Source organism: Streptomyces sp. NPDC127106 (genome assembly GCF_042677605.1).
Classification (GTDB): Bacteria; Actinomycetota; Actinomycetes; order Streptomycetales; family Streptomycetaceae; genus Streptomyces.
In genome coordinates, this window is sequence record NZ_JBHXTC010000039.1 from 51,467 (window position 1) to 76,130 (window position 24,664).

The window sequence follows — 24,664 nt, forward strand, 5'->3', positions numbered from 1 at the left end:
CCCCGCGGCGCCGGGGCCCCCCCCCCCGGCGCGCCCGCCCCCCCCCCCCCCCGCCCCCCCGCGCGCCCCCCCCCCGCGCGCGCGCCCCCCCCCCCCGGGCCGTTTCCGTACGCGGGCCCGCCGAAGCCGGCAGGAGCCGTCAGGAGGTCTTCTGCGCCGCCAGTTCGCGCGCGGCCTCGGTCAGGTCCTTCGCCGTGTCGATGGCCCGCCAGTACGCGCCCTGCGGCAGCGGGAAGCCCGCCAGCCGCCGTTCCCGCGCCAGCCGCGGGAACGTGGTGCGCTCGTGGTCGCCCAAATCCGGGAGCAAAGCGGTGAATTCGGGTGAGAAGACGTATACGCCGGCGTTGATCAGGTACGGCGACGGCGGCGCCTCGATGAAGTCCAGCACCTGCCCGAACTCGTTGGTCTCCACCGCACCCCACGGAATGCGCGGCCGCGCCAGCGCCAGCGTCGCCGTCGCGGCCCGCTCGGCGTGGAACGCGGCCATCTCCCGCAGCGAGAACCGGGTCCAGATGTCCCCGTTCGTCGCGTACCACGGTCGGTCCGGGTGCGGCAGGTGCCGCGCGGCGTACTTCAGGCCGCCGCCGCGCCCGAGCGGCTCCTCCTCCACCACCGTCGTCACGCGCAGCGGGAGGTCGGCCTCCGCCAGCCACTCCTGGAGCACCTCGGCGAGGTGCCCGCAGGAGACGACGGCGTCGGTGACCCCCTCGGAGGCTAGCCAGTTCAGCTGGTGCCCGATGATCGGCACCCCGGTTCCCGGGATCTCGACCATCGGCTTGGGCCGGTCGTCCGTGTACGGCCGCAGCCGCGAACCCTGGCCGCCCGCCAGGACCACCGCCTGGGTGGGCGCCTGGGTGAGGGAGGCCGGGATCGCGGCCGCGGAGTCGTTGCTGTGGGCTGCGGGGGGTGCATCGGTCATGGCCGCCAGCGTAGGGCCCGCCTCCGCCGCCGGCCCGCCGCTCGGGAAGCGGGCAGGGCGGCGACACGGCCGGGGTGCTGCCGGGGCCGGCCGGGTCCCGCCGGGGGCCTCGGCGGGACCGGAGGTCAGCCCATGGAGGCGACGCCGGACGCGTACGAGGTGTCGCAGACAGGGCGCGCGAAGGACTGGGCCTTCGTCGGGCCGTACGCCTCGACGGCGGCCCGCCCCAGGGCCCGCGCGATGCCCACGCAGTGGTCGGCGAGCGAAGGCCGCCGGTCCACTTCCTGCTGGAGGTGCGTCAGGACGTCACCCGGCATCCCGCCCTGCTGGAGCTCGGAGATGAGCTTGTCGCGCAGCACGTCCTGCGGGGCGCGCGGCTTCGCGGGCACGGAGACGTTCTCGGCGGAGGCGGTCAGGATCCGGGACGACGAGTTGTCCGCCCACGGGACCATCGTGACCGCGAGGGTCCCGGACAGGACCAGGACGACGGGCAGGACCAGGGCGAGGGAACGGCCGATACGGCGGGCAGTGTGGGTCACGAGGGCGAGAGTAGCGCTCGGTGAAAGTTTGGCGACAGTTAGTCACCCGGTCGGGGGATGGTTCGACGTGGTTTTTCGAATAGCGGGTTGACGGGCGCGGCGAACGCCGCCCCCCATGCCCGGAGGGGCGCTCCCCTCGCGGGAGCGCCCCTCCGGTCCGGTCGCCTCAGTCGGAGAGGCGCTCGCCGGAGGACGTCGAGAAGACGTGGATCTCGTCGGGGCGCGGCACCACGTGCAGGCTGGAGCCCTTCTCGGGGACCTGGCGGCCGCCGACGCGGACCACGATGTCCTGGCCGCCGTCGGCCTTGGAGGTGCGGCCGTAGACGTACCCGTCGGCGCCGAGCTCCTCGACCACGTTGACCGTGATGGTCAGGCCGCCCTCGGTGCCGACGTCGAAGTGCTCGGGGCGCACGCCGACGGTGACGGTGCGGTCGCCCGCGTCCGCGGCGGCGGCGATCGCCTCGCGCGAGACGGGCACGACGCTGTCGCCGAACTTGACGCCGCCGTCGGTGATCGGGACCTCCACCAGGTTCATGGCGGGCGAGCCGATGAAGCCGGCGACGAACAGGTTCGCCGGGCGGTCGTACATGTTGCGCGGGGTGTCGACCTGTTGCAGGAGGCCGTCCTTCAGGACCGCCACCCGGTCGCCCATCGTCATCGCCTCGACCTGGTCGTGGGTGACGTAGACGGTGGTGATGCCGAGGTCGCGCTGGAGCGCCGCGATCTGCGTACGGGTGGAGACGCGGAGCTTGGCGTCGAGGTTCGACAGCGGCTCGTCCATCAGGAAGACCTGCGGCTTGCGCACGATGGCGCGGCCCATGGCGACGCGCTGCCGCTGGCCGCCGGAGAGGGCCTTGGGCTTGCGGTCCAGGTACTGGGTGAGGTCGAGCATCTTCGCCGCGTCCTCCACCTTGCGGCGGATGGTCGCCTTGTCCTCGCCGGCGATCTTCAGGGCGAAGCCCATGTTGTCGGCGACGGTCATGTGCGGGTAGAGCGCGTAGTTCTGGAACACCATCGCGATGTCCCGGTCCTTCGGCGGCAGGTGCGTGACCTCGCGCTCGCCGATGCGGATGGCGCCGCCGTTGACGTCCTCCAGGCCGGCGAGCATGCGCAGCGAGGTGGACTTGCCGCAGCCGGAGGGGCCCACGAGGACGAGGAACTCGCCGTCCTCGATGTGCAGGTCGAGGGCGTCGACGGCGGGCTTGTCGGAGCCGGGGTAGAGCCGGGTAGCCGCGTCGAAGGTGACAGAAGCCATGGTGATGCATCCCTTCTACCGGCAGGAACGTGCCGGACGATCCGAGTGGAAGGAAGTGGTGGTCTGGTCCACAGGGGTGGACTTCCGCCCGACGCTACCCGGCGGGGGGCGTTCTGTCAGCACCCGGCCGGGGGTGACGTACGACGCGCCCGCGGGCGGCGGGAGCCCTTTCCCGGACGGGTGGTGCGCGGATGCGGGCCGGAAAAGCCCTTCGCGAGCGAGCCGGTCGGCTGTGTAAAGTGAGGGCGATTGGCGTGCGCGCAGCGTCACAGGCCTCCTTAGCTCAGCTGGCCAGAGCACCGCTCTTGTAAAGCGTAGGTCGTCGGTTCGAATCCGACAGGGGGCTCCGTTCCAGGTCGGAGGTATTTCCGGCCGGGGAATTCGCGCAGAAGTGGAAGGCCTCGGAGTGCTGCTCCGGGGCCTTCTGCGTGTGCGCGGGGTGCGGCGCCGGGTTCAGTGGCGGCCCGAGATGCGGTCGGCGAGGCGGGCCAGGGGGGTCGTGGCCGGGGTGTGGGTCGCGGTCTCGTGGCGGTCGGCCTCGCGGTAGGCGGCGTACAGGGCCTGGACGCCGAGCCAGCGGAAGGGCTCCGGCTCCCAGCGGCGTACGCGGTGGTTCACCCAGGGCAGGGCGGTCAGTTCGGTGGTGTCCTCCAGGACCAGGTCGCGCAGGGTGCGGCCGGCCAGGTTGGAGGTGGCGACGCCGGAGCCCACGTAGCCGCCGGCCCAGCCGAGGCCCGTGGTGCGGTCGAGGGTGACGGTGGCGCACCAGTCGCGCGGGACGCCGAGGACGCCCGACCAGGCGTGGGTGATCTCGACCCCGGCGAGCACCGGGAAGAAGGCCGTCAGCAGCCGGGTGAGGGCGTCGATGGTCCCGGGCTGGGTGGTGCCGTCGGTGTCCGTGCGCGAGCCGAAGCGGTACGGGACCCCGCGGCCGCCGATCGCGATGCGGTGGTCGGCGGTGCGCTGGGCGTACATGTAGGCGTGGGCCATGTCGCCGAGGGTCTCCGCGCCGGTCCAGCCGATGCGGTCCCAGGTCGCCTCGGACAGCGGAGCGGTGACGATCATCGAGGAGTTCATCGGGAGCCAGGCGCGCTTGTGCCCCTTGAGGCCCGCCGTGAAGCCCTCCGTGCAGCGCAGCACGAAGGGGGCGCGGACCGTGCCGTACGGGGTGACGGCGCGGCGCGGCGCGATCTCGGTGACCGGGGTGGATTCGTGGATCACCACGCCGAGGCGTTCGCAGGCGGCGGCGAGTCCCTTGACCAGCTTGAGCGGGTGGATGCGGGCGCCGTGCGGGGTCCAGGTGGAGCCGACGGCGTCGGCGATGTCGATGCGGGCACGGGTGGCGGCGGCGCCGTGGAGCTCGCGGTCGGTCTCGCCGAAGGCGCGTTCGGCCTCGTGGAAGGCCTTGAGGCGGCTGAGCTGGGCGGGGGTGCGGGCGACTTCGAGGACCCCGCCGCGGTGGACGTCGGCGTCGATGCCCTCCTGCGCGGCGACGTCGATGACCTCGGTGACGGTGGCGTTCATGGCCCGCTGGAGGCGCTGGGCGGCGGGGCGGCCGTGCAGGCGGGCGTAGCGGTCGCGGCCGGCGATGCCGTTGTAGAGCCAGCCGCCGTTGCGGCCGGAGGCGCCGTAGCCGCAGAACTTCTGCTCCAGGACGGTGACGCGCAGGTCGGGTGCGGAGGTCTTGAGGTAGTACGCGGTCCACAGGCCGGTGTAGCCGCCGCCGACGATGACGACGTCGGCGGTGGCGTCGCCGGTGAGGGGGGCGCGGGGCGGTGCGCCGCCGGTGGCGTCGGTCGCGTACCAGAAGGAGATGCCGCCGTTGATCGTCATGGGGGAGTTGGTACACGGGGTCGGGAGGGGTGTCCAGAGGGCCGGGTGTCGTGTCCTGGGGCTTCGGACCAGGCATTTCGTCCGCTGTGGTGGCGATCTCCCCCGTGCGGGGGAGGCGGTCTCGGGGCGGTACGGTCTACCGTCGGGGTGTGGTGGAGATTCCGGAGGGGCTGGTCGAGGCGCAGCTCCTGTTCAACGGGGAGGCGGGGCGGGAGTTCCTCGCGGGGCTGCCGGCGCGGACGGAGCGGTTCCTACAGGAGTGGGGGCTGCGGCCGGCGGGTCCCGTGATGCACGGGATGACGGCGCTGGTGGTGCCGGTGGAGCGGGCGGACGGGACGGTGGCGGCGCTGAAGCTGCTGCTGCCGGACGAGGAGAGCGTGGGGGAACCGCTGGCGCTGCGCGTGTGGGACGGGCGGGGCTGCGTACGGCTGCTGGAGCACGATCCGGGGACGGGGACGCTGTTGCTGGAGCGGCTCGACGAGCGGCGGCCGCTGTCGGGGCTGGCGGAGCGGGATCCGCGGCAGGCGGTGCGTGTGGTGGGCGAGTTGCTGGCGCGGCTGACGGAGGTGCCGGCGCCGGCCGGGGTGCGGCGGCTGGGGCCGATGGTCGCCGGGATGCTGGAGCGGACGCCGGCGGCCCTGGCGGGGATCCCGGACGCGCGGGCCCGGGGGCTGGTGGCGGACTGCGCGGCGGCACTGGCGGAGGTGGCGGGGGAGCCGGGGGATCGGTTGCTGCACTGGGACCTGCACTACGACAACGTGCTGGCGGGCGGGCGGGAGCCGTGGCTGGCGATCGATCCGAAGCCGCTCGCGGGCGATCCGGGGTTCGAGCTGCTGCCGGCGATCCGGAACAACTTCTTCGCGGATCAGGTGCGGTGGCGGTTCGACCTGCTGACGGAGGCGCTCGGGCTGGAGCGGGAGCGGGCGCGGGCGTGGACGCTGGGGCGGGTACTGCAGAACGTCCTGTGGGACGTGGCGGATGCGCGGGGCGGCGTACCGGAGCTGGACGGGGAGCAACTGCTCGTCGCAGAGCTGGTGTTGGGGCGGGCTTAGGCTGCGGGGATGATCCGTAGCGCTGTCGCCGGGGACGTCCCGGTCATCCATGCCATGATCCGCGAGCTCGCGGAGTACGAGAAGGTGCCGCACGAGGCGCGGGCCACCGAGGAGCAGTTGCGGGAGGCGCTGTTCGGGGCGCGGCCGGCGGCGTTCGCACACATCGCGCAGGCACCGGACGGCGAGCCGGTGGGGTTCGCGATCTGGTTCCTGAACTTCTCGACGTGGCGCGGGGTGCAGGGCATCTACCTGGAGGACCTGTACGTGCGCCCCGGCGCCCGCGGCGGTGGGTACGGGAAGGCGCTGCTGGCCGGGCTGGCGCGGATCTGCGTGGAGCGCGGGTACGAGCGGTTGGAGTGGTCGGTGCTGAAGTGGAACGAGCCGACGATCGCGTTCTACGAGGCGCTGGGGGCGCACCCCCAGGACGAGTGGACGGTGTACCGGCTGGCGGACGACGCGCTGCGGAGGCTGGGCACGGCAGCCTGACGGCCGGCGGTTGGGCGCTGCTCAGGGTTCGAGGACGACCTTGCCGGTGGTGCCGCGGGTCTCCAGGGCGAGGTGTGCGGCGGCGGCCTCGGCGAGGGGGTAGCGCTGGAGGGCGGGCCGGAGGCGGCCGGCGGCGGCTTCGGCGAGGGCGCGGGTCTCCAGGGTCCGGATCGGGTCGTCGCCGCCGGCGCGCCGGAGCATGGCGGGGCCGAGGACCTGGTGGGTGGTGATGCCGCGGGCGTCGAGTTCGGCCCGGTCGGTGTCGGTGAGGGGGATGGGGCCGCCGGACCATCCGAAGACCAGGTGGAGGGCGCCGGGGGCGAGGAGGCGGAGGGCGGCGTGGGCTGTGGTGCCGCCGACGGAGTCGAAGAGGACGGTGGCGCCGGGGCGGCCCAGGGCGTCGAGGTGGGCGCGTACGGAGGCGGGCCAGTCGGGTGCGGTGTAGTCGACGGCGAGGTCGGCTCCGTTGGCGGCGGCCAGGGCGGTTTTGGCGGGGCCGCCGGCGAGGGCGATGACGGTGGCGCCGGCGTTCTTGGCGTACTGGACGAGCAGGGTGCCGATGCCGCCGGCGGCGGCGGGGACGAGCGCGACGGAGTCGGGGCCGAGGTCGGCGAACTGCAGAATGCCCAGGGTGGTCCGGCCGGTGCCGATCATGGCGACGGCTTCGGCCGGGTCGAGGCCGGGCGGGACCGGGTGCAGGCGGTCGGCGTGGGCGACGGCGTACTCGGCGTATCCGCCGGGCGCGAAGCCGAGGTGGACGACGACGCGGCGGCCGAGCCAGGCGGGGTCGGTGCCGGGGCCGAGGGCCTCGACGGTGCCGGCGACTTCGCGGCCCGGGATGGTGGGGAGCTCGGGGAGCGCGGGGGCCGGACCCTGCTCGCCCTCGCGGAGGGCGGTGTCGAGGAGGTGGACACCGGCGGCGGCCACGGCGATGCGGACCTGGCCGGGACCCGGTGCGGGGGTGTCGGTCTGCTCGGGGGTGAGGTTGTCGGCGGGGCCGAAGGCGTGCAGGCGGACGGCGCGCATGGTGGGGCCGGCGGGGGAGGGGTGGTGGATGTCCATGCGGGCCAGCCTGATCCCTCGACCGTGCTTGAGGTCAAGGGGTTGTCGGTCCGGCGGGGCAGGATGGGGGCATGGCGCGGAACGGGCAGCAGGGATCGGGCAGGACGCAGGCGGTGAAGGCGGCGCGGCGGCCGCAGGTGGGGCTGCCGCCGGAGCTGATCGGGTGGCAGGGCGGTGGGCTGGAGCCCGACGGGGACTACGACGGGCTGGAGTTCGCGGACCTCGACCTGACGGGGCAGGAGGGCGTCGGGGCGCGGTTCATGGACTGCGCGGTGCGGCGTTGCGTGCTGGACGAGGCGGGGCTGGCCGGGGCGCGGATCCTGGACTCGCTGCTGGAGGGCGTCCGGGGCGTCGGCACGGACCTGGCCGGGGCCGCGCTCCGGGACGTGGAGCTGGTCGATGCCCGGCTGGGCGGGACGGCGCTGCACGGGGCGGTGCTGGAGCGGGTGGAGTTCCGCGGCGGCAAGATCGACTATCTGAACCTGCGGCAGGCGCGGCTGCGGGACGTGGTCTTCGAGGAATGCGTGCTGGTCGAGCCGGACTTCGGTGGGGCGGTGCTGGAGCGGGTGGAGTTCCGCGGGTGCGTGCTGCGGGGAGCGGACGTGACGGGGGCCCGGATGACGGACGTGGACCTGCGGGCCGCGGCCGAGCTGGACTTCTCCCGCGGGGTGGAGGCCCTGGCCGGCGCGGCGGTCACCCCCGCCCAACTGCTGGCCCTGGCCCCGGCCCTGGCGGCACACCTGGGCCTGCGCGTACTGCCCTGACCCGGCGGCCCGCGCTCCGCCTACGGCGTGCGGCGGCCAGCTGCCGCCTGCTGCCGCCTGGGCGGCCTGCCGGGGCCGCCGCGGGCCCCTCGTGGATGCGGTTACGCCGGGACGCGGGGGAAGCGGGCCTGGAGGGTCCAGATGGCCGGGTTGTCGCCGAGGTCCTCGTGCATGTCGATGAGGTCCGCGATCAGGTCGTGCAGGAAGTCGCGTGCCTCGCGGCGCAGCATCTTGTGGCTGAAGCTCAGCGGGGCCTCCTCCGCGGGCATCCAGTCGGCCTCGACGTCGACCCAGCCGAAGCGGCGCTCGAAGAGCATGCGGTCGGTGGACTCGGTGAAGTCGAGCTCGGCGTACTGCCGGTCGGCGGAGCGGCTGCCGCGCGGGTCCCGGTCGAGTTGCTCGACGATGTCGCACAGCGCCCAGGCGAAGTCCAGGACGGGCACCCATCCCCAGGCTGTGGACACCTCCCGGTCCGCTTCGGTGTCGGCGAGGTAGACGTCCCCGCAGAACAGGTCGTGGCGCAGGGAGTGGACGTCCGCCCTCCGGTAGTCGGTCTGCGGGGGGTCGGGGAAGCGCCGGGAGAGGGAGTAGCCGATGTCGAGCACCTCCCGATGGTCCCACGCCCGCCCCGCCCCACCGGGCCCGGGTGCCCGGGGCTCACGGGAGGAGGCGTTGTTCCTTGGCCACCGAGACGGCGCCGGCGCGGGTGTCCACGCCGAGCTTGTCGTAGATGCGGCCCAGGTGGGTCTTGACCGTGGCCTCGCTGATGAACAGGGCGCGGGCGATCTCCCGGTTGCCGAGGCCGCGGGCGAGCTGGCCGAGGATGTCCAGCTCGCGGTCGGTCAGGGTGGGCCGGGAGCCCCGCATCCGGGCCATCACGCGGCTGGCGACCGGCGGCGACAGGGTGGTCCGTCCGGCCGCGGCGGCGTGGATCGCGGCGAAGAGTTCCTCCGGCCGCTCCGCCTTGAGGAGGTAGCCGGTGGCGCCCGCTCCGATCGCGCGGGTGATGTCCGCGTCGGTGTCGTACGTGGTGAGGACGAGGACGTGGGGCGGGTGGGGGGAGGCGGAGGTGATCCGGCGGGTGGCCTCGACGCCGTCGATGCCCTCGCCGAGCTGGAGGTCCATGAGGACCACGTCCGGCCGGAGCCGGGCGGCCAGGGCGACGGCCTCCTCCCCGCTGCCCGCCTCGCCGATCACCTCGATGTCGGGGGCGCTGCCGAGCAGGGCCAGCAGGCCGGCGCGGACCACCGCGTGGTCGTCGCAGAGCAGGAGCGTCGTCGTGGCGGTGGTCATGGCTGGTGCTCCAGGGGGATGGCCGCGGACAGGACGGTGCCCTCGCCCGCAGCGGATTCGATCGTGAGCGTGCCGCCGAGCTGGCCGACCCGGGCGCGCATCGCGGGGAGGCCGTGACCGCGTTCCTCGCCGCTCGCACGGGGCGGCCGGGTCCCGTCGAAGCCCTCGCCGTCGTCGGCGACGTCCAGGACGACCTGGTCGCCGAGGAAGCTGAGGGTCAGGGCCGCGGTGCGGGCGTGCGCGTGTTCCCGTACGTTCGCCAGGGCGCCCTGCGCGACGCGCAGCAGCGCCGACTGGACGCGGTCGGGCAGCGGTACGGGGGTGCCTTCCAGGTGGAAGCGGACCTCGATGTCCGGTCCGGCGTCGAGGGCGCGCAGCGCGTCGGCGAGGCCGGCCCCGCCGGCGAGCTCGGGCGGGGCGAGGTCGTGGACCAGGCGGCGGGCTTCGGCGAGGCCGCGGGCGGCGATGCCGGTGGCGGTGCGGACGTGTGCGCGGGCGGCGGCCGGGCTGTCGTCCCAGACCCGGTCGGCGGCCTGGAGCAGCATCTGCTGGCTGGACAGGTGCTGGGCGAGGGTGTCGTGGATCTCCATGGAGAGCCGCTGCCGTTCGGCGAGGGTGCCTTCGCGGCGTTCGGTGGCGGCCAGCTCCCGCCGGGTGCGGATGAGGTCGTCGATCAGTTCCCGCTGTGCCTGCGCCTGGCGTTCCATGTGGACGAAGACGGCGGTGGACAGTGCGGCGATGGCCGGCGGCGCGAGCAGCAGGTTCGGGTCGAACTCGCGGGACAGCTTGAGCTGGGCGGCGACGACGAACACGGTCAGCAGGGCGACGAGGACGATGGCCGCGCGCGGCGGCAGGGTCCGCAGGGCCGTGTAGAAGAGGGGGACGGCGCACCAGGCGAAGCTGGGGGCGAGGACGACGAGCACCACCCACACGCCGACGACCAGCCCGAGCCAGGCCAGCCTGCGCAGGGTGGGGGCGGCTCCGAGGGCCGGGCCGAGGACGTACAGCAGGGCGAGCGCGGTGCCGAGGGCGATGATCCAGGGGGTGTCGGGCGAGCCGGGGTGGCGGAGCAGGTAGCGGGCCACGGAGGCGGCCAGGAGCAGGAAGAACGCGGTGTGCATGACCGCCGCCAGCATCCGGGTGTCCCCCTTGCGCGACGGCGCTCGGCTCAGGTGGCTCACGGCGGGCTCCCGGTACGGATCGGTTGTTCGGCTCCATCGTGCCCGGTCGCGTGCCCGGTCGCGGGAGATGGCGCTGACCAGCCAAGCCGTATCCGCGGCCGGTGCGCATCAACCGATCGGACGACCCCGGGGTCAACCGGTGCGGCAGCCGTCGCGAGCCGGTACGGGGACGGGCGGGCGGGGGTGCCGGCCGCAGGCTGGGAGCACGACGCCGGGCCGGTGGAAACGGGCCGGCGAGCGGTCCGGTGGACGGCCACCGGTGCCCAGCCCGACGCCCAAGGAGCAGCAGCATGAAGACCCGCACCCGCGTTCTCACCGGTACCGCCCTCGCCGTCGCGCTCGGCGCCGGCACGTTCGGCGCGGTCAGCGCGAACGCCGCGCAGTCCGAGGTGCAGGCGGCGCCGGCCGCGGTCGCGAAGAAGGAGGGGGACGAGAAGAACTTCACCACCTCGACCCACCTGACGATCGACGCCGCCACCCGCGCCGCCCAGGGTGCGCTGGAGGCCGCCCGCAAGGAGAACCAGAAGGTGACGGTCGCGGTCGTGGACCGCAACGGCAACACCGTCGTCACCCTGCGCGGCGACGGCGCGGGCCCGCAGTCCTACGAGTCGGCGCAGCGCAAGGCCTTCACCGCGGTGTCCTGGAACGCGCCGACCTCGGTGCTCGTCGGCCGCCTCGCCCAGGCCCCGAACCTGAAGGACATCCCGGGCACGCTGTTCCTCGGCGGCGGTGTTCCGGTGCAGGCTGGCGGTGCGCCGGTGGCGGGCATCGGCGTGGCCGGCGCCCCGAGCGGCGACCTGGACGAGAAGTTCGCCAAGGCCGGTGTCGAGGCCCTGGAGAAGTAGTCCGGACCGGGCGGGCAGGGCCGCGGCAGTGCAGGTCGTATCGGACCGTAGTGCGACAAGACGACCCATAGGATCGGTTGCGTGGAAACCCGCGCCTCCTCCCGCCCCTCCGACCCCTCCCGCCCTTCCGGCTCCTTGCGCCTCTCGGGCCGCTCGCGTGTCTCGCGTGTCTCTCGCGTCACCCGCCTCGCCGCCCCTGCCGTCGCCGCGCTGCTCGCCCTCACCACGGCGTGCACGGGCAGCACGGTGCAGGGGCGGCCGGGCGCGTCGGGCCTGCGCGACCCGTACTTCCCGAAGGCGGGCAACGGCGGCTATCAGGTCGACCACTACCGGCTGGACCTGGCGTACGACCCCGGGGACGGGGTGCTGCACGGCAAGGCGGTCATCACGGCCCGGGCCGAGCAGGGGCTCAGCTCGTTCAACCTCGACTTCAGCGGCCTGAAGGTCGAGGGCGTCACGGTGCAGGGCGCCGGCGCCCGCTTCAACCGGACCGGCAGCGAGCTGACGGTGCGCCCGGCCGACGACCTGAGGACCGGGGAGGTCTTCCGCACGGAGGTCGCGTACAGCGGCAAGCCCAAGGCCCTCTCCGATCCGGACGGCTCCGAGGAGGGCTGGATCCCCGTCGAGGACGGGGCCTTCGCGGTCGGTGAGCCGGTCGGGTCGATGACCTGGTTCCCCGGCAACCACCACCCCAGCGACAAGGCCGCGTACGACATCACCCTCACCGTCCCGAAGGGCTACGAGGCGGTGTCCAACGGACTGCTGCGCTCGCGCACCGACACCGGCGACGGGCGGACGGCGTTCGCCTGGCACAGTGCGGAGCCGGTCGCGAGCTACCTGGTCACGGCGGCGGTCGGGAAGTTCACGGTGGCGACCGGGCAGACCCCGTCGGGGGTGCCGTTGTACACGGCCGTGGCCGCCGGGGAGGCGGAGGACGGCGGGCCCGCGCTGGCGCGGCTGCCGGAGATGGTGGAGTGGGGCGCCGAGCGGTTCGGCCCGTACCCGTTCGCGGCCGCGGGTGCGATCGTCGCGCCGTCCGAGACCCTCGCCTACGCGCTGGAGACGCAAACCCGGCCGGTCTTCTCCGGCGTCCCGAACGAGGAGCTGGTGCTGCACGAGCTGGCGCACCAGTGGTTCGGGAACTCGGTGTCGCCGAAGTCCTGGAAGGACATGTGGCTCAACGAGGGCTTCGCGACGTACGCGGAGTGGCTGTGGGCCGAGGAGCACGGCGGTCCGTCCGCCCAGCGCCGCTTCGAGGCCTTCCTGGCCGGCGACACCTCCGTCGACGCGGGCGCCGGCTCCGACTGGGACGCGTTCCCGCCGGCCGTGCCGCCCGGCCCGGAGGACATCTCCGCGAGCCCGGTGTACTACCGGGGCGCGATGGTGCTGCACCGGATCCGGCAGGAGGCGGGCGACGCGAAGTTCTTCGCGCTGCTGCGCGGCTGGGTCGCGGACCACCGGCACGGCAACGCGAGTACGGCCGACTTCACCGCCTACGCGGAGCGGAAGACCGGCCTGGACCTGTCGAAGGTCTGGGACGCCTGGCTGTACGGCAAGGACAGCCCGCGCTGACCCGCCGGCGGGACGCCTCCGCCGGTGGCCCGGCCTCCGCGGCCTGCGTCAGCGGGCCGCCGCACCGTGGAGCTCCTTGCGCAGCACGGTGCACTTCCGGCCCAGCTCCAGGTCCTCGGCGTGCCGCAGGAACGTGTAGCCGCGGGCCGTCCAGAACGCGAGGGCGCCCGCGTTGCCGTCCAGTACGGCGATCCGCACGGCCTCGCGGCCCGCGGCGCGGAAGCGGTCCTCGACGTGGTCCGCGAGGGCGCTGCCGTACCCGCGGCGGTGCGCGCCGGCGTCGACGATCAGCAGGCCGATCCACGGGTCGGGGTCGCCGGAGGCGGGGTCCGGGTGGTGGGTGAGGACGGCGGCCAGGCCGACGAGCCGGCCGGCGGAGCGGGCGAGGAGCACCTCGGCGCCGTCGTGGGCGAGCTCGTCGGCGAGGGCGCCGGCGACCTGCTCGACCGTGATGCGGTGGGGGTCGGTGAAGTCGCCGCTGAGCTCGAAGAAGGCGTGGTTCGTCGCGTAGAGGGCGGTGACCTCGGTGAGGACGGGGCCCGGCAGGGCGCCGTCGGCCGGCACCAGCGGTTCGATGATCATCCCTCGCACGCTAGCGAAGGCCGCCGTCGTGCGCGCACCGGATTCCGCCGGCCCGGCCCGGCGGGGTGTGGTGCAGCCCCCTCCCGGCGGGGAGGGGGCTTCGGGCCGGGTGACTCAGACGTTGACGCCGAAGTCCTGGGCGATGCCGACCAGGCCCGAGGCGTAGCCCTGGCCGACCGCGCGGAACTTCCACTCGGCGCCGTTGCGGTAGAGCTCGCCGAAGACCATGGCGGTCTCGGTGGCCGCGTCCTCGGAGAGGTCGTAGCGGGCGATTTCGGCGCCGCCGGCCTGGTTCACGACGCGGATGTAGGCGTTGCGGACCTGGCCGAAGTTCTGCTGGCGGGTGTCGGCGTCGTAGATCGAGACCGGGAAGACGATCTTGTCGACGTCGGCCGGGAGGGCGGCCAGGTTGACCTGGATGGCCTCGTCGTCGCCCGCGCCCTCGCCGGTGCGGTTGTCACCGGTGTGCACGATGCTCTGGTCCGGGGTGGACTTGTTGTTGAAGAAGACGAAGTGGCTGTCCGAGACGACCTTGCCCATCGCGTTCACCGCGATGGCGGAGGCGTCCAGGTCGAAGTCGACACCGGTCGTCGTCCGGACGTCCCAGCCGAGACCGACCGTGACGGCGCTGAGGCCGGGGGCCTCCTTCGTGAGCGAGACGTTGCCGCCCTTGGACAGGCTTACTGCCATTGTGACTGGTGTCCCTTCCTCGTCGCTGACCGCGAGATGAGATGTGCGGTCAAAGTACCGCTGACCTTCATAACGCGGGGAGGGCCTCGCAGGTTCCAGCCCGCCGATTTCCGCCCGGATTTCCTCCGGCGGATTCCGTACGGACTATCCCCTGCGGCTTTCCGTTCCGACGGTACGGAAATACGGGTGACGGCGACGTGAACGGGGCGGGATCATGGGGGCATGCCTGGTCCCTATGTCATCCGCGGCTCCGTCGTGCTCCCCGAGGCGGAGCTCTCGTGGCGGTTCTCGCGCTCCTCCGGGCCGGGCGGCCAGCACGTGAACACCTCGGACTCCCGGGTGGAGCTGCTGTTCGACCTCGCGGCGACGAAGGCGCTGCCCGAGGTGTGGAAGGAGCGGGCGTTGGAACGCCTGGCCCCGCGCCTGGTGGGCGGGGTGCTGGCGGTCCGGGCCTCCGAGCACCGCTCGCAGCTGCGGAACCGGGAGATGGCGCTGGTCAGGCTGGCGTCCCTGCTGGCGGAGGCGACGGCGCCGCCGCCGAAGCCGCGCCGCGCGACGAAGATCCCGCGGGGGATCAACGAGCGGCGGCTGCGGGAGAAGAAGGCCCGCAGCGACACCAAGCGCGGCCGCTCGGGCCGCGACTGGTAGCGCCCCGTCGCACGGCCGGTGGGGCACGGCCCGGCAGGCGGCCGGCCCGCCCGCTAGGGCGCCAGCCTTCGGTAGCGGCCGCGGAAGTACGCCAGCGGTGCGGCGTCGGGCGCCGGCAGCGACGAGGTGAGCACGCGGCCGATGACCAGGGTGTGGTCGCCCGCCGCGACGCGCTCCTCGGTGCGGCACTCCAGCGTGGCCAGCGCCCCCGCGGGCAGCGGGGCCCCGGAGACCTCGCCGCGCACGTACGGCAGGTCGGCGAAGAGCAGCCGGTCGCTGATGCGGCCCTTCATCGAGAAGCGGCTCGCGATCTGCACCTGGTGGTCGGCCAGCAGCGAGACGGCCCACAGCGGCTGCTCCGCCAGCAGGTCGTCCATCCGCGACCCCTCCCGCAGGCTGACGAGCACCAGTGGCGGGTCGAGGGACACCGACAGGAAGGCGGTGGCCGTCATCCCGACGTCCTCGCCGCGCGGGCCGTCCTCGGTCAGCGGGGGCTCGTGGGCGGTGACCAGGCAGACGCCCGCCGCCAGGCGGGACAGCGCGGCGCGGAACTCGTCGTGGCTCACACCTTCAGGATGAAGGCTCGCGGTGGTCGGTACGGATACGGAGGTCGTCTTCGGCACGCCTGGAACGCTAGTCTCGCCCTCCCCCGGCGCACATCGGGCCCGAGGCCGAGCCGTGTCCTGAGACCCTTGGCCTAGGCCTCACGCGTATCGTGTGCCGCCGGAAAGACGGGGGAGCGCTCCAGGGCGCAGAAGCCGTCAGCTGGCGCCTTTATTCATCTGATGTGACTTAAGTCACAGAGGGCAAGATTTGTTGACCCTGTGTACCTGCCGCACAGCTCACTGTGATTCAGTGGACGGGACACCGCAACGAAACGCCGATGACAAAACTGGAGTTGCTGTCGAGGTCTCGGGGAGAGCGAGCGATGGAGACCGAGTCAGAGCCGTACGTCCGTCTTGCGACCCTGCGGCAGCTGCACCGGGTGGTGGCCGAGCTCAACACGGCCAGGAGTCTGGCCGACACCCTGCAGACCGTCGTGGACGGCATCGTCACCGGCCTCGGCTACGAGCTCGCCTGCGTCAACCTCGTACGCCCTGACGGCGATCTCGTCGTCGCCGCCTTCGCCGGCGACCCCGCCGCGGAAGCCCTGATCACCGGCCGCGTCGGATCCCGCGCCTCCTGGGAGCGCCGCCTGACCATGGGCGAGAACTGGGACGGCCTGCGCTTCATCCCGCACACCGAGGGCTGGGTCCTGCTGGAGGACGACGTGCCCCAGTGGCACACCGACGGCCCCGACCCGCGCTTCGAGGACGAGTGGCACCCCGAGGACCGGCTCTACGCCCCCATGTACGCGTCCGGCGGGGAACTCCTGGGCGTCATCTCCGTGGACCGGCCGCGCAACGGGCGCCGCCCCGGCGCGTGGGGGCGCGAGGCGCTCCAGATGTACGCCTTCCAGGCGGCGATCGCGATCAGCAACGCCCGGCTCCGCGCGAACATGCAGCGCGCCCTGGTCCGCCTCGAACGCGAGCAGCAGGCCCTGCGCGCCAGCGAGGAGTCCTTCCGGCAGGCCTTCGAGTACGCGCCGAGCGGCATGGCCATCGCCGAGATGGGCGGGGACCAGCACGGCCGGCTGCTGCGCACCAACGACGCCCTGTGCCGGCTGCTGGGCCGCCCCGCCTCCGTGCTGCGCCGCTACTCCTTCTCCGACCTGGTCCACCCCGAGGACATCGGGACCCTACTGCGCACCTCCGCCGAGGGCGGCCGCGCCGAGCTGCGCCTCGGCCGGCGCGACGGCACCTACGTGTGGGTCTCGCTGCGCAACTCCGTCGTCGCGGACGCCGCCGACGGCCCCCGGTTCCTGCTCACCCACGTCGAGGACATCGAGGAGCGCAAGCGGCACGAGCTCCAGCTCGCCCACCGGGCCAGCCACGACTCCCTCACCGGCCTGCCCAACAGCGCCGAGCTGCGCGCCCGGCTCTCGGCCCGGCTGTGCCGCATGCCGCAGCAGTCCCTGCGCTCCGCCGCCGTGGAGGCGCTCGACGCCGCGTACGAGGGCCGTGCCGTCGACGTCCCGGCCGTCCCCGCCGCGGGCGCCCCGGCGGGCGCCGGCGATCCCGGCGACCCCGGCTTCCGGTACGACGGCTTCCCCGAGCCCTTCGACCTCTCCGGCGGGGTGGACCCGTACGACCACCACGTGCACGCGGTGGCGCCCGCCTCCGACGTGGACGACGGGACGAAGGGGCTCGCGGTGCTCTTCTGCGACCTCGACGGGTTCAAGTCGATCAACGACCGGTTCGGGCACCACACCGGCGACGCGGTGCTGATCGAGGTCGCCCGCAGGCTGACGACGGGCGTCCGCGACGGTGACACCGTCGCCCGGCTGGGTGGTGACGAGTTCGTCGTCCTCGCCGACGGACTGGGCGCCGCCGACGCCGCCGATCTCGCCGTCCGGCTGCGCAACGCGATCATCCCGCCGATCCGGGTGGACGGCCGCGCCGTGCGCGTCGGCGCCAGTTTCGGCATCGGCTGGGCCAGCTGCGGCATGTCGGCGGACGAGGTGCTGCGCTCTGCCGACCAGCGGATGTACATCGAGAAACGGTCTCGTTCCAAAGCACATCGCAGGGCCGGCTGAGGCCGTCGGCCGCCCGGGGGCGCACGTGTTCGGGGTAGGCTCCCCGGGATGGAAAGGAGTGACCTGCGATGACGACGCCCGCGAACAACGGCCCGAACAGCGGGGCGAACAAGCCCGAGGACGACGATCCGTTCGGCTACCTCTACGCGGACGGTCAGGCTGCGGAAGCCGGGCCCGGAGCGGCGCGCGGTGTTCCCCGCACGTCGTACAACCAGGTGCGCACGGTCGGCGAGCGGACGTACGGCGGCCAGCGCGGCCAGGTACCGCCCCAGCAGCAGCCCGGCTACCAGGCCCAGTACCAGGCCCCGGAGGCCCTGCAAGCGGGCGGCTACGGCGTGCCCCAGCAGCAGCCCCACACGGCGTCGATGCAGGCGCAGAACGGCGGTTCGGGCGGCCGTGCCGGGCGCGGCGGTCGGGGCGCCGGCAGCAACTCCAGCCAGCGCGGCATGCTCATCGCGGCCGTCGCCGTGGTGGCCGCCGTCGCGATCGGCATCGGTGCGGCCCTGGCCTTCGGCGACAAGGACGCGGGCAAGAACAACACCGCCGACAAGGGTCAGACGCAGAACCAGCAGCAGCCGCAGCCGCAGAACTCCGGCGCCTCGGAGGCCCCGAGCCCCTCGGCGTCCCCCGACGTGCCGCTGCCGAAGGGCGATGCCGCGGGCGCGGGCATGGCCCTGACCGGCGGCGCCCTGCTGCAGAACGCGGTGCCCGGCGGGAAGGGTGCCGGCGGCCAGTACGTCGGCAACTTCAACCAGGGCGGTGCGGCGCTGACCTGGACCGCGGACATTCCGAACGGCGGGGACTACACGCTCTTCGTGAACTACTCGGTGCCCGGCAAGGACGCGAAGGTGACCCTCACGGTCAACGGGCAGACCCCGACGCAGTCCCTGAACCTGGCGAACTTCGCCAAGGCGGAAGCCGGTGCCTGGGACAAGGGATGGACGCGCACCTACGCGTTCATCAACCTCAAGAAGGGCACCAACACGATGAAGATCTCGTGTGAGGCCGGCAACCAGTGCGAGGCGATCTTCGACCAGCTCTCGCTGGGCCAGGGCTGGGTCAAGCGCTGACCCGCCGCCGGCACCGACCGCAACGATGAGCCTGGCCCCCGCCGCACGCGCGGCAGGGGCCAGCGGCGTTCTTCGGCCGACTCGTGGCGGTCCTCAGCTGCGGCCGGTGACGGAGACCGTCCTCCGCAGGTCCTCGTAGGTCCGCGGGTCGAACTCCCCCGCCGCCGGGGCGAGGACCGTGGCCGCGGACAGGGCCACGGCGCGGGCCAGCCGGTCCGGCCAGTCCAAGCCCTCGACCAGGCCAGCCAACAGCCCCGCCACGGCAGAATCGCCCGCTCCGGTCGGGTTGCCGGCCAGGGTCCGCGGCGGGGCGGCCTGCCAGGTGCCCTCGGCGGTGGCGGCGAGCAGCCCCTCCGGGCCGAGCGAGGTGACCACGGCGTGCGCGCCCCGGCGCCGGGCGTCGCGGCTGGCCTGCACCGGCTCGCGGGAGCCGGTGAGTTCGGCGAGTTCGGTGGCGTTCGGCTTGACCATCTCGGGGCGGGCGGCGATCCCGCGGCGCAGGGCCTCGCCGCTGGTGTCCAGGAGCACCGGCACGCCGGCCGCGCGGGCGGCGCGGACGAGGGCGGCGTACGCGCCCACCGGCACGCCCGGCGGCAGGCTGCCGCACAGGGCCACCGCCTCGGCGCCGGCGAGCAGGCCCTCGTACCGGTCCAGGAACTCCGCCCACTCCCCGGAACCGATCAGCGGGCCCGGCTCGTTGAACTGCGTGGTGTCGCCCGAGGACTCGTCGACCACGGCCAGGGTGCGGCGGGTGGTGCCCGCGCAGGTGACCAGAGCGTCGGTCACACCGGCGTAGTCGGCGAGCAGTTCGCGCAGGACCGCGCCCGTGCGGCCGCCCGCGAAGCCGGTCGCCGTCACCGGCCGGCCCAGCGCGGCCAGCACGCGGGCCACGTTGAGGCCCTTGCCTCCGGGCCGCTCGGTCACGGCGGTGACCCGGTGCGTGGTGTGCGGAGTCAGCCGCGGTACGCGGTGGGTGACGTCGAGTGCGGTGTTGAGCGTCACGGTCAGGATCATGGTTATTTCGGGTCCCGGTCTCGGTGTGTGCCGGGATCATGTCAAAGTCGGGGCGGGCGGCCCAGTCCTGCGGGCCGTCCGCCCCCGCCTCCGCTGCCGGGTACCCCCGATCGGCCGCTCACCGCCGCACCGCACCGGTCGTTACAGCGGGTTGACGATCCATTCGCCGCGCCGCATGACGCCCTTCAGGTCGAACGAGGCGTCGAGGACGACCAGGTCGGCGTACTTGCCCGGCTCCAGCGAGCCCACCCGGTCGTACAGGCCGAGCAGTTTGGCCGGATTGGCGGAGATCGCCTGGACCACCGACTCGACGGGCAGCCGGTCCAGGGTCACCGAGCGCTTGAACGCGGTGTCGAGGGTGAGGGTGGAGCCCGCGATCGAACCGCCCTCGACGAGCCGGGCCACGCCCTGCTTCACCTCCACCTCCAGCGGCCCGAGGTGGTAGGTCCCGTCGCCGAAGCCGGCCGCGTCCATCGCGTCGGTGATCAGGGCGACGCGGTGGGCGCCGGCGTGGTGGAAGGCAAGCTCCAGCATGGCCGGGTGCAGGTGGGTGCCGTCGTTGATCAGCTCGACGGTGACCCGCTCGTCCTCCAGCAACGCGGCGATCGGGCCCGGCGCCCGGTGCTCCATGGCGGGCATCGCGTTGTACAGGTGGGTGGCCACGGTGGCGCCCGCGTCGATGGCCTGGCGGGTCTGGTCGTACGTGGAGTCGGTGTGTCCGATCGCGGCGATCACCCCGTGCTCGGCCAGCAGCCGTACGGAGTCCAGCCCGCCCGGCAGCTCGGTCGCGAGGGTGACCATGCGGGCGGCGCCGTGGGCGGCGTCGACCAGCTTGCGCACCTCGGCCGGGTCGGGGTCGCGCAGCAGCTCCTCCTTGTGCGCGCCCTTGCGGCAGGGGTTGATGAACGGGCCCTCGAAGTGGATGCCCGCGATCTCGCCCTGCTGGGTCAGCTCGGCGAGCAGCCCGGCGCGGCGGCCCAGTTCGTCCAGGTCGCCGGTGACGGTGGAGGCGACCAGTGTGGTGGTGCCGTGCGCGCGGTGCGTCCGTACGCCCCGCAGCACCTCCTCGGCGGTGCCGGAGGTGAAGGAGGCGCCGCCGCCCCCGTGGTTGTGCATGTCCACGAAGCCGGGGACGAGCCAGTGCCCCGACAGGTCGACGACGGTCGCGTTCTCGTGGGCGCTGCCGGCGATCCGGTCGCCCTCGACGATGACGCGCCCGCCTGCCACGATCCCGGTCGGTAGCACCACCCGGGCGCCGGAGAGAACGGTGCTGTGTGCGCTTCCGGCCATCAGGCAGGTACCTCCGTGGCGAGTAGGTCCCAGGCGAGCAGCCCTGCGCCCAGGCATCCGGCGGTGTCCCCGAGGGCCGCCGGGACGATGTCGGGAAGCCGCTGGAACGTCACCCGCTCCTCCACGGCCGCCCGGAGCGGTGTGAACAAGGTTTCCCCCGCCTCGGCGAGCCCGCCACCGATGATCAGCGTGCCCGGGTCCAGCAGGGTGATCGCCGTGACCAGGCCGTCGGCGAGCGCGCCGACCGCCGTGAGCCACACCTCCCGGGCCGCTGCGTCGCCGGTCGCGACGGCCTCGGCGCAGTCCGCGGCGTCCGCGTCCGGGGAGCCGCTGGCGGCCGCCCAGGCGCGGCTCACGGCCGCGGCGGAGGCCAGGGTCTCCATGCAGCCGCGCTGCCCGCAGCCGCAGGGCAGGCCGCCGGGGCGGACCACGATGTGACCGATCTCGCCGGCGTAGCCGTGCGCACCGGCCTCGATGCGGCCGGCGATGCCGATGGCGCCGGCGATGCCGGTGCCGAGCGGGACGAACAGGAAGCGGTCGGTGCCCCGGCCGGCCCCGATCCGGCCCTCGGCGAGTCCGCCCGTGCGGACGTCGTGGCCGAGCGCCACCGGCAGGGAGCCGAGGCGGCTGCTCAGCAGCGCGCGCATCGGAACGTCGCGCCAGCCGAGGTTGGCCGCGTAGACGGCGGTCCCGGCCTCGGCGTCGACGATGCCGGGCACGGCGACCCCGGCTGCGGAGGCGGCCGCTCCGAAGCGCTCGCGGCCGAGTGCGTGCAGCTCGGCGGCGAAGTCCAGGATCGTCTCGACGACGGCGTCGGGGCCCCGGTCGCGGCCGGTGGCGCGGCGCGCTTCGTGGAGCAGGGAGCCGTCCTCGGCGATGAGGGCGGCCTTGATCCCGGTGCCGCCCACATCGAGGGCGATGACGTGTTTCACGGGTTTCACAGTCGACAGTCTCGCTCGCTCGGTCGGGAAAGGTCTAGTCCATTGGAGGGGATTGTTGAGCTGCCATACAAATTCAGGCCCCGGAACGGCTCCGAATGTGGAACGGGGGCCAAAGTGGTGTAGACCTTACGTGGATCGTACGTACAACCTTGGGTGGATCGAGAACTGTGAAGGGCCGTTACCTGCGCCTGGCCGCAACCGGAACCGCACTGAGCCTGGCCGCGGCGGCGCTGACCGGATGCGGAAGCATCACCGGGGACAACGAGGTGACCCTCCGGGTCGTGGCGGCCGACTACGGGGACAATCCACAGAACTCCTCGACGTCCTGGTGGAAGGACCTCGCGGCCGGCTTCGAGAAGGACCACCCCGAGGTCAAGGTCGAGGTCAGCGTCTACAACTGGTCCGAGGTCGACGCCAAGGTCGCCGAGATGGTCAAGGCCGGAAAGGCCCCCGACATCGCCCAGATCGGCGCCTACGCCGACTACGCGGCCGAGGGCAAGCTGTACACGGCCGAGGAGTTGCTGTCGGTGAAGACCGAGGCCGACTTCCTCGCGCCGCTCGCGGACGCCGGCAAGATCCGCCGCACCCAGTACGGCATGCCGTTCGTCGCCAGTACCCGCCTGCTCTTCTACAACGAGAAGCTGTTCGCCGACGCCGGGATCATCCCCAAGGACGCCAAGGGTGCCTGGCAGCCCAAGAGCTGGGCCGACCTGGAGGCCGCCGCGAAGAAGCTCAAGGGCGCGGGCGTCCCCACCCCGTTCGCCCTGCCGCTGGGCCGTGAGGAGGCGCAGGCCGAGACCATGCAGTGGCTCCTCGCGGGCGGCGGCGGCTACACCGACAACGAGGAGGAGTACGCGATCGACGCCTCCGCCAACGTCAAGACCCTCGAGTTCCTGCGCGACAAGATGGTCGGCCAGGGCCTGACCGGGCCCACGGAGCCCGGCAAGACCAACCGGCAGGACGCCTTCGACGCCTTCACCCGCGGCGAGGTCGGCATGCTCAACGGCCACCCCACCCTGATGAAGCAGGCCGGGAGCAAGGGCGTGAAGGTCGGCATGGTGCCGCTGCCGACCGCCGACGGCACCGACCAGCCGGCGATGGGCGTCGCGGACTGGGTGATGGCCTTCAAGAGCGGACACCGCGCGCAGACCGGCAAGTTCCTCGACTACCTCTACGAGTCGAAGAACCAGACGACCTTCACCCAGAAGTACGACCTGCTGCCGGTCACCACCAGCGGATACCGGGCGGTGGAGGCGAGCAACGGCGGCTCCGCGGCGCAGATGAAGACCTTCCTCACCGCACTGCCGAACTCGCGGCTGTACCCGGCCGGCAAGAAGTCCTGGGCCGGGGTGAGCGAGAACATCAAGCAGAACATCGGCCGGGCCGTCCAGCCGAACGGCCAGCCCAAGCGGATCCTGGAGGAGATCGCCACCCAGGCCCGCACGGCCGACAAGCGCTGACCCGCACCCACCGACCCCCGCCCACCGACACCCACCCGAGCTTGGCGGCCCCGTGGGTGTCGGTGGGCGGCGTTAATCTGGCCGTATGACGGACGACGGGCAGCTGACGGCCACCGAGGCCGCGGTGCTCGCGTACGAGGGACGCACGTGGCCCGGGCCCGGGGCCAAGGAGCGGGCGATACGCGAGGGGCTGGGGATGACCCCGGTCCGCTACTACCAGCTGCTCAACGCGCTGATGGACGACCCACGGGCCCTCGCCCACGCCCCGGGCACCGTCAACCGGCTCCGCCGCATCCGCGAGGCCCAGCGCGCCCGCCGCTGACGCCGCGAGACCCGGGGCCCGCACGGACCCTGACCGAGCCCGTGCCACCGCGCCCCGAGCGACCGTACGACCGCGCCCCGAGCGACCGCGCCCCGTGCGACCGCGCCCCGTACGTGTCCCGTACGTGTCCCCGCGCGCCGTAGCCGTGGCCCCGGCCGGGCCGTTAGGGTCGTGCCCATGGGGAGCCATCCGCACGACCTGCCGATGCCCGTCACCGCCGCCGGCCGCGAAGGACTCGCGGCCCTGCTCCGCGCCCCGCGCCGCAGCGTGGTCGCCCTCGACTTCGACGGCACCCTCGCCGAGATCGTCCCCGACCCGGACCAGGCGCGCGCCCACCCCGCCGCCGTCCCCGCCCTCGCCGCCCTCGCCCCCGAGGTCGCCTCGGTCGCCGTGATCACCGGCCGGCCGGCGGGCGTCGCCGTCCGGCTGGGGGGCTTCGCCGGGGTGCCCGGCCTGGAACACCTCGTCGTCCTCGGCCACTACGGAGCCGAACGCTGGGACGCCGTCACCGGCATCGTCCACGCGCCCGCCGAACACCCGGGAGTGGCGGCCGTACGGGCCGAGCTGCCCGGGTTCCTGGACTCCATCGGCGCCTGGCAGGGCACGTGGATCGAGGAGAAGGGCCGGGCGCTCGCCGTCCACACCCGCCGCGCCGACGACCCGGCCGCCGCCTTCGCCGCACTGCGCGAGCCGCTCGCCGAGCTGGCCGCCCGGCACGGGCTGATCGTGGAGCCGGGGCGGGCCGTGCTGGAGCTGCGGCCGCCGGGCATGGACAAGGGCGTCGCCCTGACCGAATACCTCGCGGAGACGGACGCCGAGGCCGCGGTCTACGCCGGGGACGACCTCGGCGACCTGGCGGCGTACGCGGCCGTGGAGAAGCGGAGGGCCGAGGGCCTGCCGGGCCTCCTGGTGTGCAGCGGATCCGAAGAAGTCCCGGAACTGGCGTCCCGGGCCGACCTGGTCCTGCCCGGGCCCGCCGCCATCACCTCCTTCCTGTGGGCCTTGGCCGGATCCCTCCGCGGCCGCTGACCTGCCGGGTGCCGGGTGCCGGGTGCCGGGTGCCGGGTGCCGGGTGCCGGGTGCCGGGTGCCGGGTGCCGCTGCGCGGAGCCGTTTCCCCACCCCGCCCCTTCCCGAAACCGGGGCTCTGCCCCGGGCCCCTTTCCGGGCGCTGCGCGCCCGGTGCGCTCAAACGCCGCGCGGGCTGGAGTG

General features: G+C 73.7%; 25 protein-coding genes and 1 tRNA gene. 12 read left to right on the plus strand and 14 right to left on the minus strand.

Going from position 1 to position 24,664, the window contains the following annotated elements; translation table 11 throughout:
* Positions 1-139 precede the first annotated feature (139 nt).
* The 3 genes from ACFVGY_RS27090 to ACFVGY_RS27100 form a co-directional block, all read right to left on the minus strand.
* Entirely contained in the window at positions 140-919 is a 780-nt protein-coding gene (locus tag ACFVGY_RS27090) for an NDP-sugar synthase (RefSeq protein WP_385681658.1), read from the minus strand.
* Positions 920-1,044: 125 nt separating this feature from the next.
* A complete protein-coding gene (locus tag ACFVGY_RS27095) occupies positions 1,045-1,458 on the minus strand; it encodes a hypothetical protein (RefSeq protein ID WP_385681660.1) in 414 nt (137 codons plus the stop codon).
* Positions 1,459-1,624: 166 nt separating this feature from the next.
* The gene (locus ACFVGY_RS27100; RefSeq protein ID WP_385681662.1) at positions 1,625-2,713 is read right to left on the minus strand and encodes an ABC transporter ATP-binding protein; all 1,089 of its coding nucleotides are present in this window, start codon (positions 2,711-2,713) and stop codon (positions 1,625-1,627) included.
* 272 nt (positions 2,714-2,985) lie between these two features.
* Between ACFVGY_RS27100 and ACFVGY_RS27105 the strand changes: the two genes are divergently transcribed.
* Positions 2,986-3,059, plus strand: a tRNA-Thr gene (locus ACFVGY_RS27105).
* Positions 3,060-3,166: 107 nt separating this feature from the next.
* Here ACFVGY_RS27105 and ACFVGY_RS27110 read toward each other — a convergent pair.
* On the minus strand, positions 3,167-4,546 hold the full coding sequence (locus tag ACFVGY_RS27110) for an NAD(P)/FAD-dependent oxidoreductase (protein ID WP_385681664.1): 1,380 nt from the start codon (positions 4,544-4,546) through the stop codon (positions 3,167-3,169).
* A gap of 149 nt (positions 4,547-4,695) precedes the next feature.
* Here ACFVGY_RS27110 and ACFVGY_RS27115 point away from each other — a divergent pair, with 149 nt between their 5' ends.
* A complete protein-coding gene (locus ACFVGY_RS27115; RefSeq protein WP_385681666.1) occupies positions 4,696-5,598 on the plus strand; it encodes an aminoglycoside phosphotransferase family protein in 903 nt (300 codons plus the stop codon).
* A 9-nt stretch (positions 5,599-5,607) separates the two neighbouring features.
* Positions 5,608-6,084 carry a GNAT family N-acetyltransferase gene (locus tag ACFVGY_RS27120; RefSeq protein WP_385681668.1) on the plus strand — a complete coding sequence of 159 codons (477 nt, stop codon included), beginning with the start codon at positions 5,608-5,610 and terminating at the stop codon, positions 6,082-6,084.
* Positions 6,085-6,105: 21 nt separating this feature from the next.
* Here ACFVGY_RS27120 and ACFVGY_RS27125 read toward each other — a convergent pair whose 3' ends face one another.
* On the minus strand, positions 6,106-7,110 hold the full coding sequence (locus tag ACFVGY_RS27125) for a zinc-binding dehydrogenase (RefSeq protein ID WP_385681704.1): 1,005 nt from the start codon (positions 7,108-7,110) through the stop codon (positions 6,106-6,108).
* A gap of 107 nt (positions 7,111-7,217) precedes the next feature.
* On the opposite strand from ACFVGY_RS27125, the gene ACFVGY_RS27130 reads away from it, so the two are divergent.
* On the plus strand, positions 7,218-7,910 hold the full coding sequence (locus ACFVGY_RS27130) for a pentapeptide repeat-containing protein (protein WP_385681670.1): 693 nt from the start codon (positions 7,218-7,220) through the stop codon (positions 7,908-7,910).
* A 101-nt stretch (positions 7,911-8,011) separates the two neighbouring features.
* On the opposite strand, the gene ACFVGY_RS27135 is transcribed toward ACFVGY_RS27130, so the two are convergent.
* Genes ACFVGY_RS27135 through ACFVGY_RS27145 form a run of 3 tightly spaced genes read right to left on the minus strand, consistent with a single transcriptional unit; the run spans position 8,012 to position 10,339 of the window.
* The gene (locus ACFVGY_RS27135; RefSeq protein WP_385681672.1) at positions 8,012-8,515 is read right to left on the minus strand and encodes a hypothetical protein; all 504 of its coding nucleotides are present in this window, start codon (positions 8,513-8,515) and stop codon (positions 8,012-8,014) included.
* Between the two features lie 52 nt (positions 8,516-8,567).
* The gene (locus ACFVGY_RS27140; protein ID WP_385681674.1) at positions 8,568-9,203 is read right to left on the minus strand and encodes a response regulator; all 636 of its coding nucleotides are present in this window, start codon (positions 9,201-9,203) and stop codon (positions 8,568-8,570) included.
* A complete protein-coding gene (locus ACFVGY_RS27145; protein WP_385681706.1) occupies positions 9,200-10,339 on the minus strand; it encodes a sensor histidine kinase in 1,140 nt (379 codons plus the stop codon). Before ACFVGY_RS27145 ends, ACFVGY_RS27140 begins: the two co-directional genes overlap by 4 nt.
* 335 nt (positions 10,340-10,674) lie before the next feature.
* On the opposite strand from ACFVGY_RS27145, the gene ACFVGY_RS27150 reads away from it, so the two are divergent.
* On the plus strand, positions 10,675-11,229 hold the full coding sequence (locus tag ACFVGY_RS27150) for a heme-binding protein (RefSeq protein ID WP_385681676.1): 555 nt from the start codon (positions 10,675-10,677) through the stop codon (positions 11,227-11,229).
* 135 nt (positions 11,230-11,364) lie between these two features.
* Entirely contained in the window at positions 11,365-12,801 is a 1,437-nt protein-coding gene (locus tag ACFVGY_RS27155) for a M1 family metallopeptidase (protein ID WP_385681708.1), read from the plus strand.
* A 48-nt stretch (positions 12,802-12,849) separates the two neighbouring features.
* Here ACFVGY_RS27155 and ACFVGY_RS27160 read toward each other — a convergent pair whose 3' ends face one another.
* Together ACFVGY_RS27160 and ACFVGY_RS27165 are read right to left on the minus strand one after the other, a co-directional pair.
* Positions 12,850-13,383 carry a GNAT family N-acetyltransferase gene (locus ACFVGY_RS27160; protein WP_385681678.1) on the minus strand — a complete coding sequence of 178 codons (534 nt, stop codon included), beginning with the start codon at positions 13,381-13,383 and terminating at the stop codon, positions 12,850-12,852.
* 114 nt (positions 13,384-13,497) lie between these two features.
* Positions 13,498-14,073 (minus strand): TerD family protein, encoded by a 576-nt coding sequence (locus ACFVGY_RS27165; protein WP_360629058.1) that lies wholly within the window; start codon positions 14,071-14,073, stop codon positions 13,498-13,500.
* Positions 14,074-14,295: 222 nt separating this feature from the next.
* On the opposite strand from ACFVGY_RS27165, the gene arfB reads away from it, so the two are divergent.
* Positions 14,296-14,721, plus strand: coding sequence for an alternative ribosome rescue aminoacyl-tRNA hydrolase ArfB (gene arfB, locus ACFVGY_RS27170; protein ID WP_385681680.1), 426 nt, complete (start codon positions 14,296-14,298; stop codon positions 14,719-14,721).
* A gap of 53 nt (positions 14,722-14,774) precedes the next feature.
* Here the strand turns inward: arfB and ACFVGY_RS27175 are convergent, their stop codons facing one another.
* Positions 14,775-15,344: a flavin reductase family protein gene (locus ACFVGY_RS27175; RefSeq protein ID WP_385681682.1), complete on the minus strand. Its 570-nt coding sequence runs from the start codon at positions 15,342-15,344 to the stop codon at positions 14,775-14,777.
* A 305-nt stretch (positions 15,345-15,649) separates the two neighbouring features.
* On the opposite strand from ACFVGY_RS27175, the gene cdgB reads away from it, so the two are divergent.
* Together cdgB and ACFVGY_RS27185 are read left to right on the plus strand one after the other, a co-directional pair.
* Complete coding sequence (gene cdgB / locus ACFVGY_RS27180; protein ID WP_385681684.1) at positions 15,650-17,356, plus strand: diguanylate cyclase CdgB; 1,707 nt, start codon at positions 15,650-15,652, stop codon at positions 17,354-17,356.
* A gap of 68 nt (positions 17,357-17,424) precedes the next feature.
* Positions 17,425-18,426, plus strand: a complete 1,002-nt coding sequence (locus ACFVGY_RS27185; protein ID WP_385681686.1) for a CBM35 domain-containing protein — start codon at positions 17,425-17,427, stop codon at positions 18,424-18,426.
* 93 nt (positions 18,427-18,519) lie between these two features.
* On the opposite strand, the gene ACFVGY_RS27190 is transcribed toward ACFVGY_RS27185, so the two are convergent.
* The 3 genes from ACFVGY_RS27190 to ACFVGY_RS27200 form a co-directional block, all read right to left on the minus strand.
* Positions 18,520-19,440 carry a 1-phosphofructokinase family hexose kinase gene (locus ACFVGY_RS27190; protein ID WP_385681688.1) on the minus strand — a complete coding sequence of 307 codons (921 nt, stop codon included), beginning with the start codon at positions 19,438-19,440 and terminating at the stop codon, positions 18,520-18,522.
* Positions 19,441-19,581: 141 nt separating this feature from the next.
* Entirely contained in the window at positions 19,582-20,730 is a 1,149-nt protein-coding gene (gene nagA, locus ACFVGY_RS27195; RefSeq protein WP_385681690.1) for an N-acetylglucosamine-6-phosphate deacetylase, read from the minus strand.
* A complete protein-coding gene (locus tag ACFVGY_RS27200; protein WP_385681692.1) occupies positions 20,730-21,662 on the minus strand; it encodes an ROK family protein in 933 nt (310 codons plus the stop codon). Before ACFVGY_RS27200 ends, nagA begins: the two co-directional genes overlap by 1 nt.
* A gap of 176 nt (positions 21,663-21,838) precedes the next feature.
* On the opposite strand from ACFVGY_RS27200, the gene ACFVGY_RS27205 reads away from it, so the two are divergent.
* The 3 genes from ACFVGY_RS27205 (at position 21,839) to otsB (ending at position 24,482) form a co-directional block, all read left to right on the plus strand.
* The gene (locus ACFVGY_RS27205; protein ID WP_385681694.1) at positions 21,839-23,131 is read left to right on the plus strand and encodes an extracellular solute-binding protein; all 1,293 of its coding nucleotides are present in this window, start codon (positions 21,839-21,841) and stop codon (positions 23,129-23,131) included.
* A gap of 85 nt (positions 23,132-23,216) precedes the next feature.
* The gene (locus ACFVGY_RS27210; RefSeq protein WP_037924728.1) at positions 23,217-23,453 is read left to right on the plus strand and encodes a DUF3263 domain-containing protein; all 237 of its coding nucleotides are present in this window, start codon (positions 23,217-23,219) and stop codon (positions 23,451-23,453) included.
* A 177-nt stretch (positions 23,454-23,630) separates the two neighbouring features.
* Entirely contained in the window at positions 23,631-24,482 is an 852-nt protein-coding gene (gene otsB / locus ACFVGY_RS27215; RefSeq protein ID WP_385681696.1) for a trehalose-phosphatase, read from the plus strand.
* Positions 24,483-24,664 lie beyond the last annotated feature (182 nt).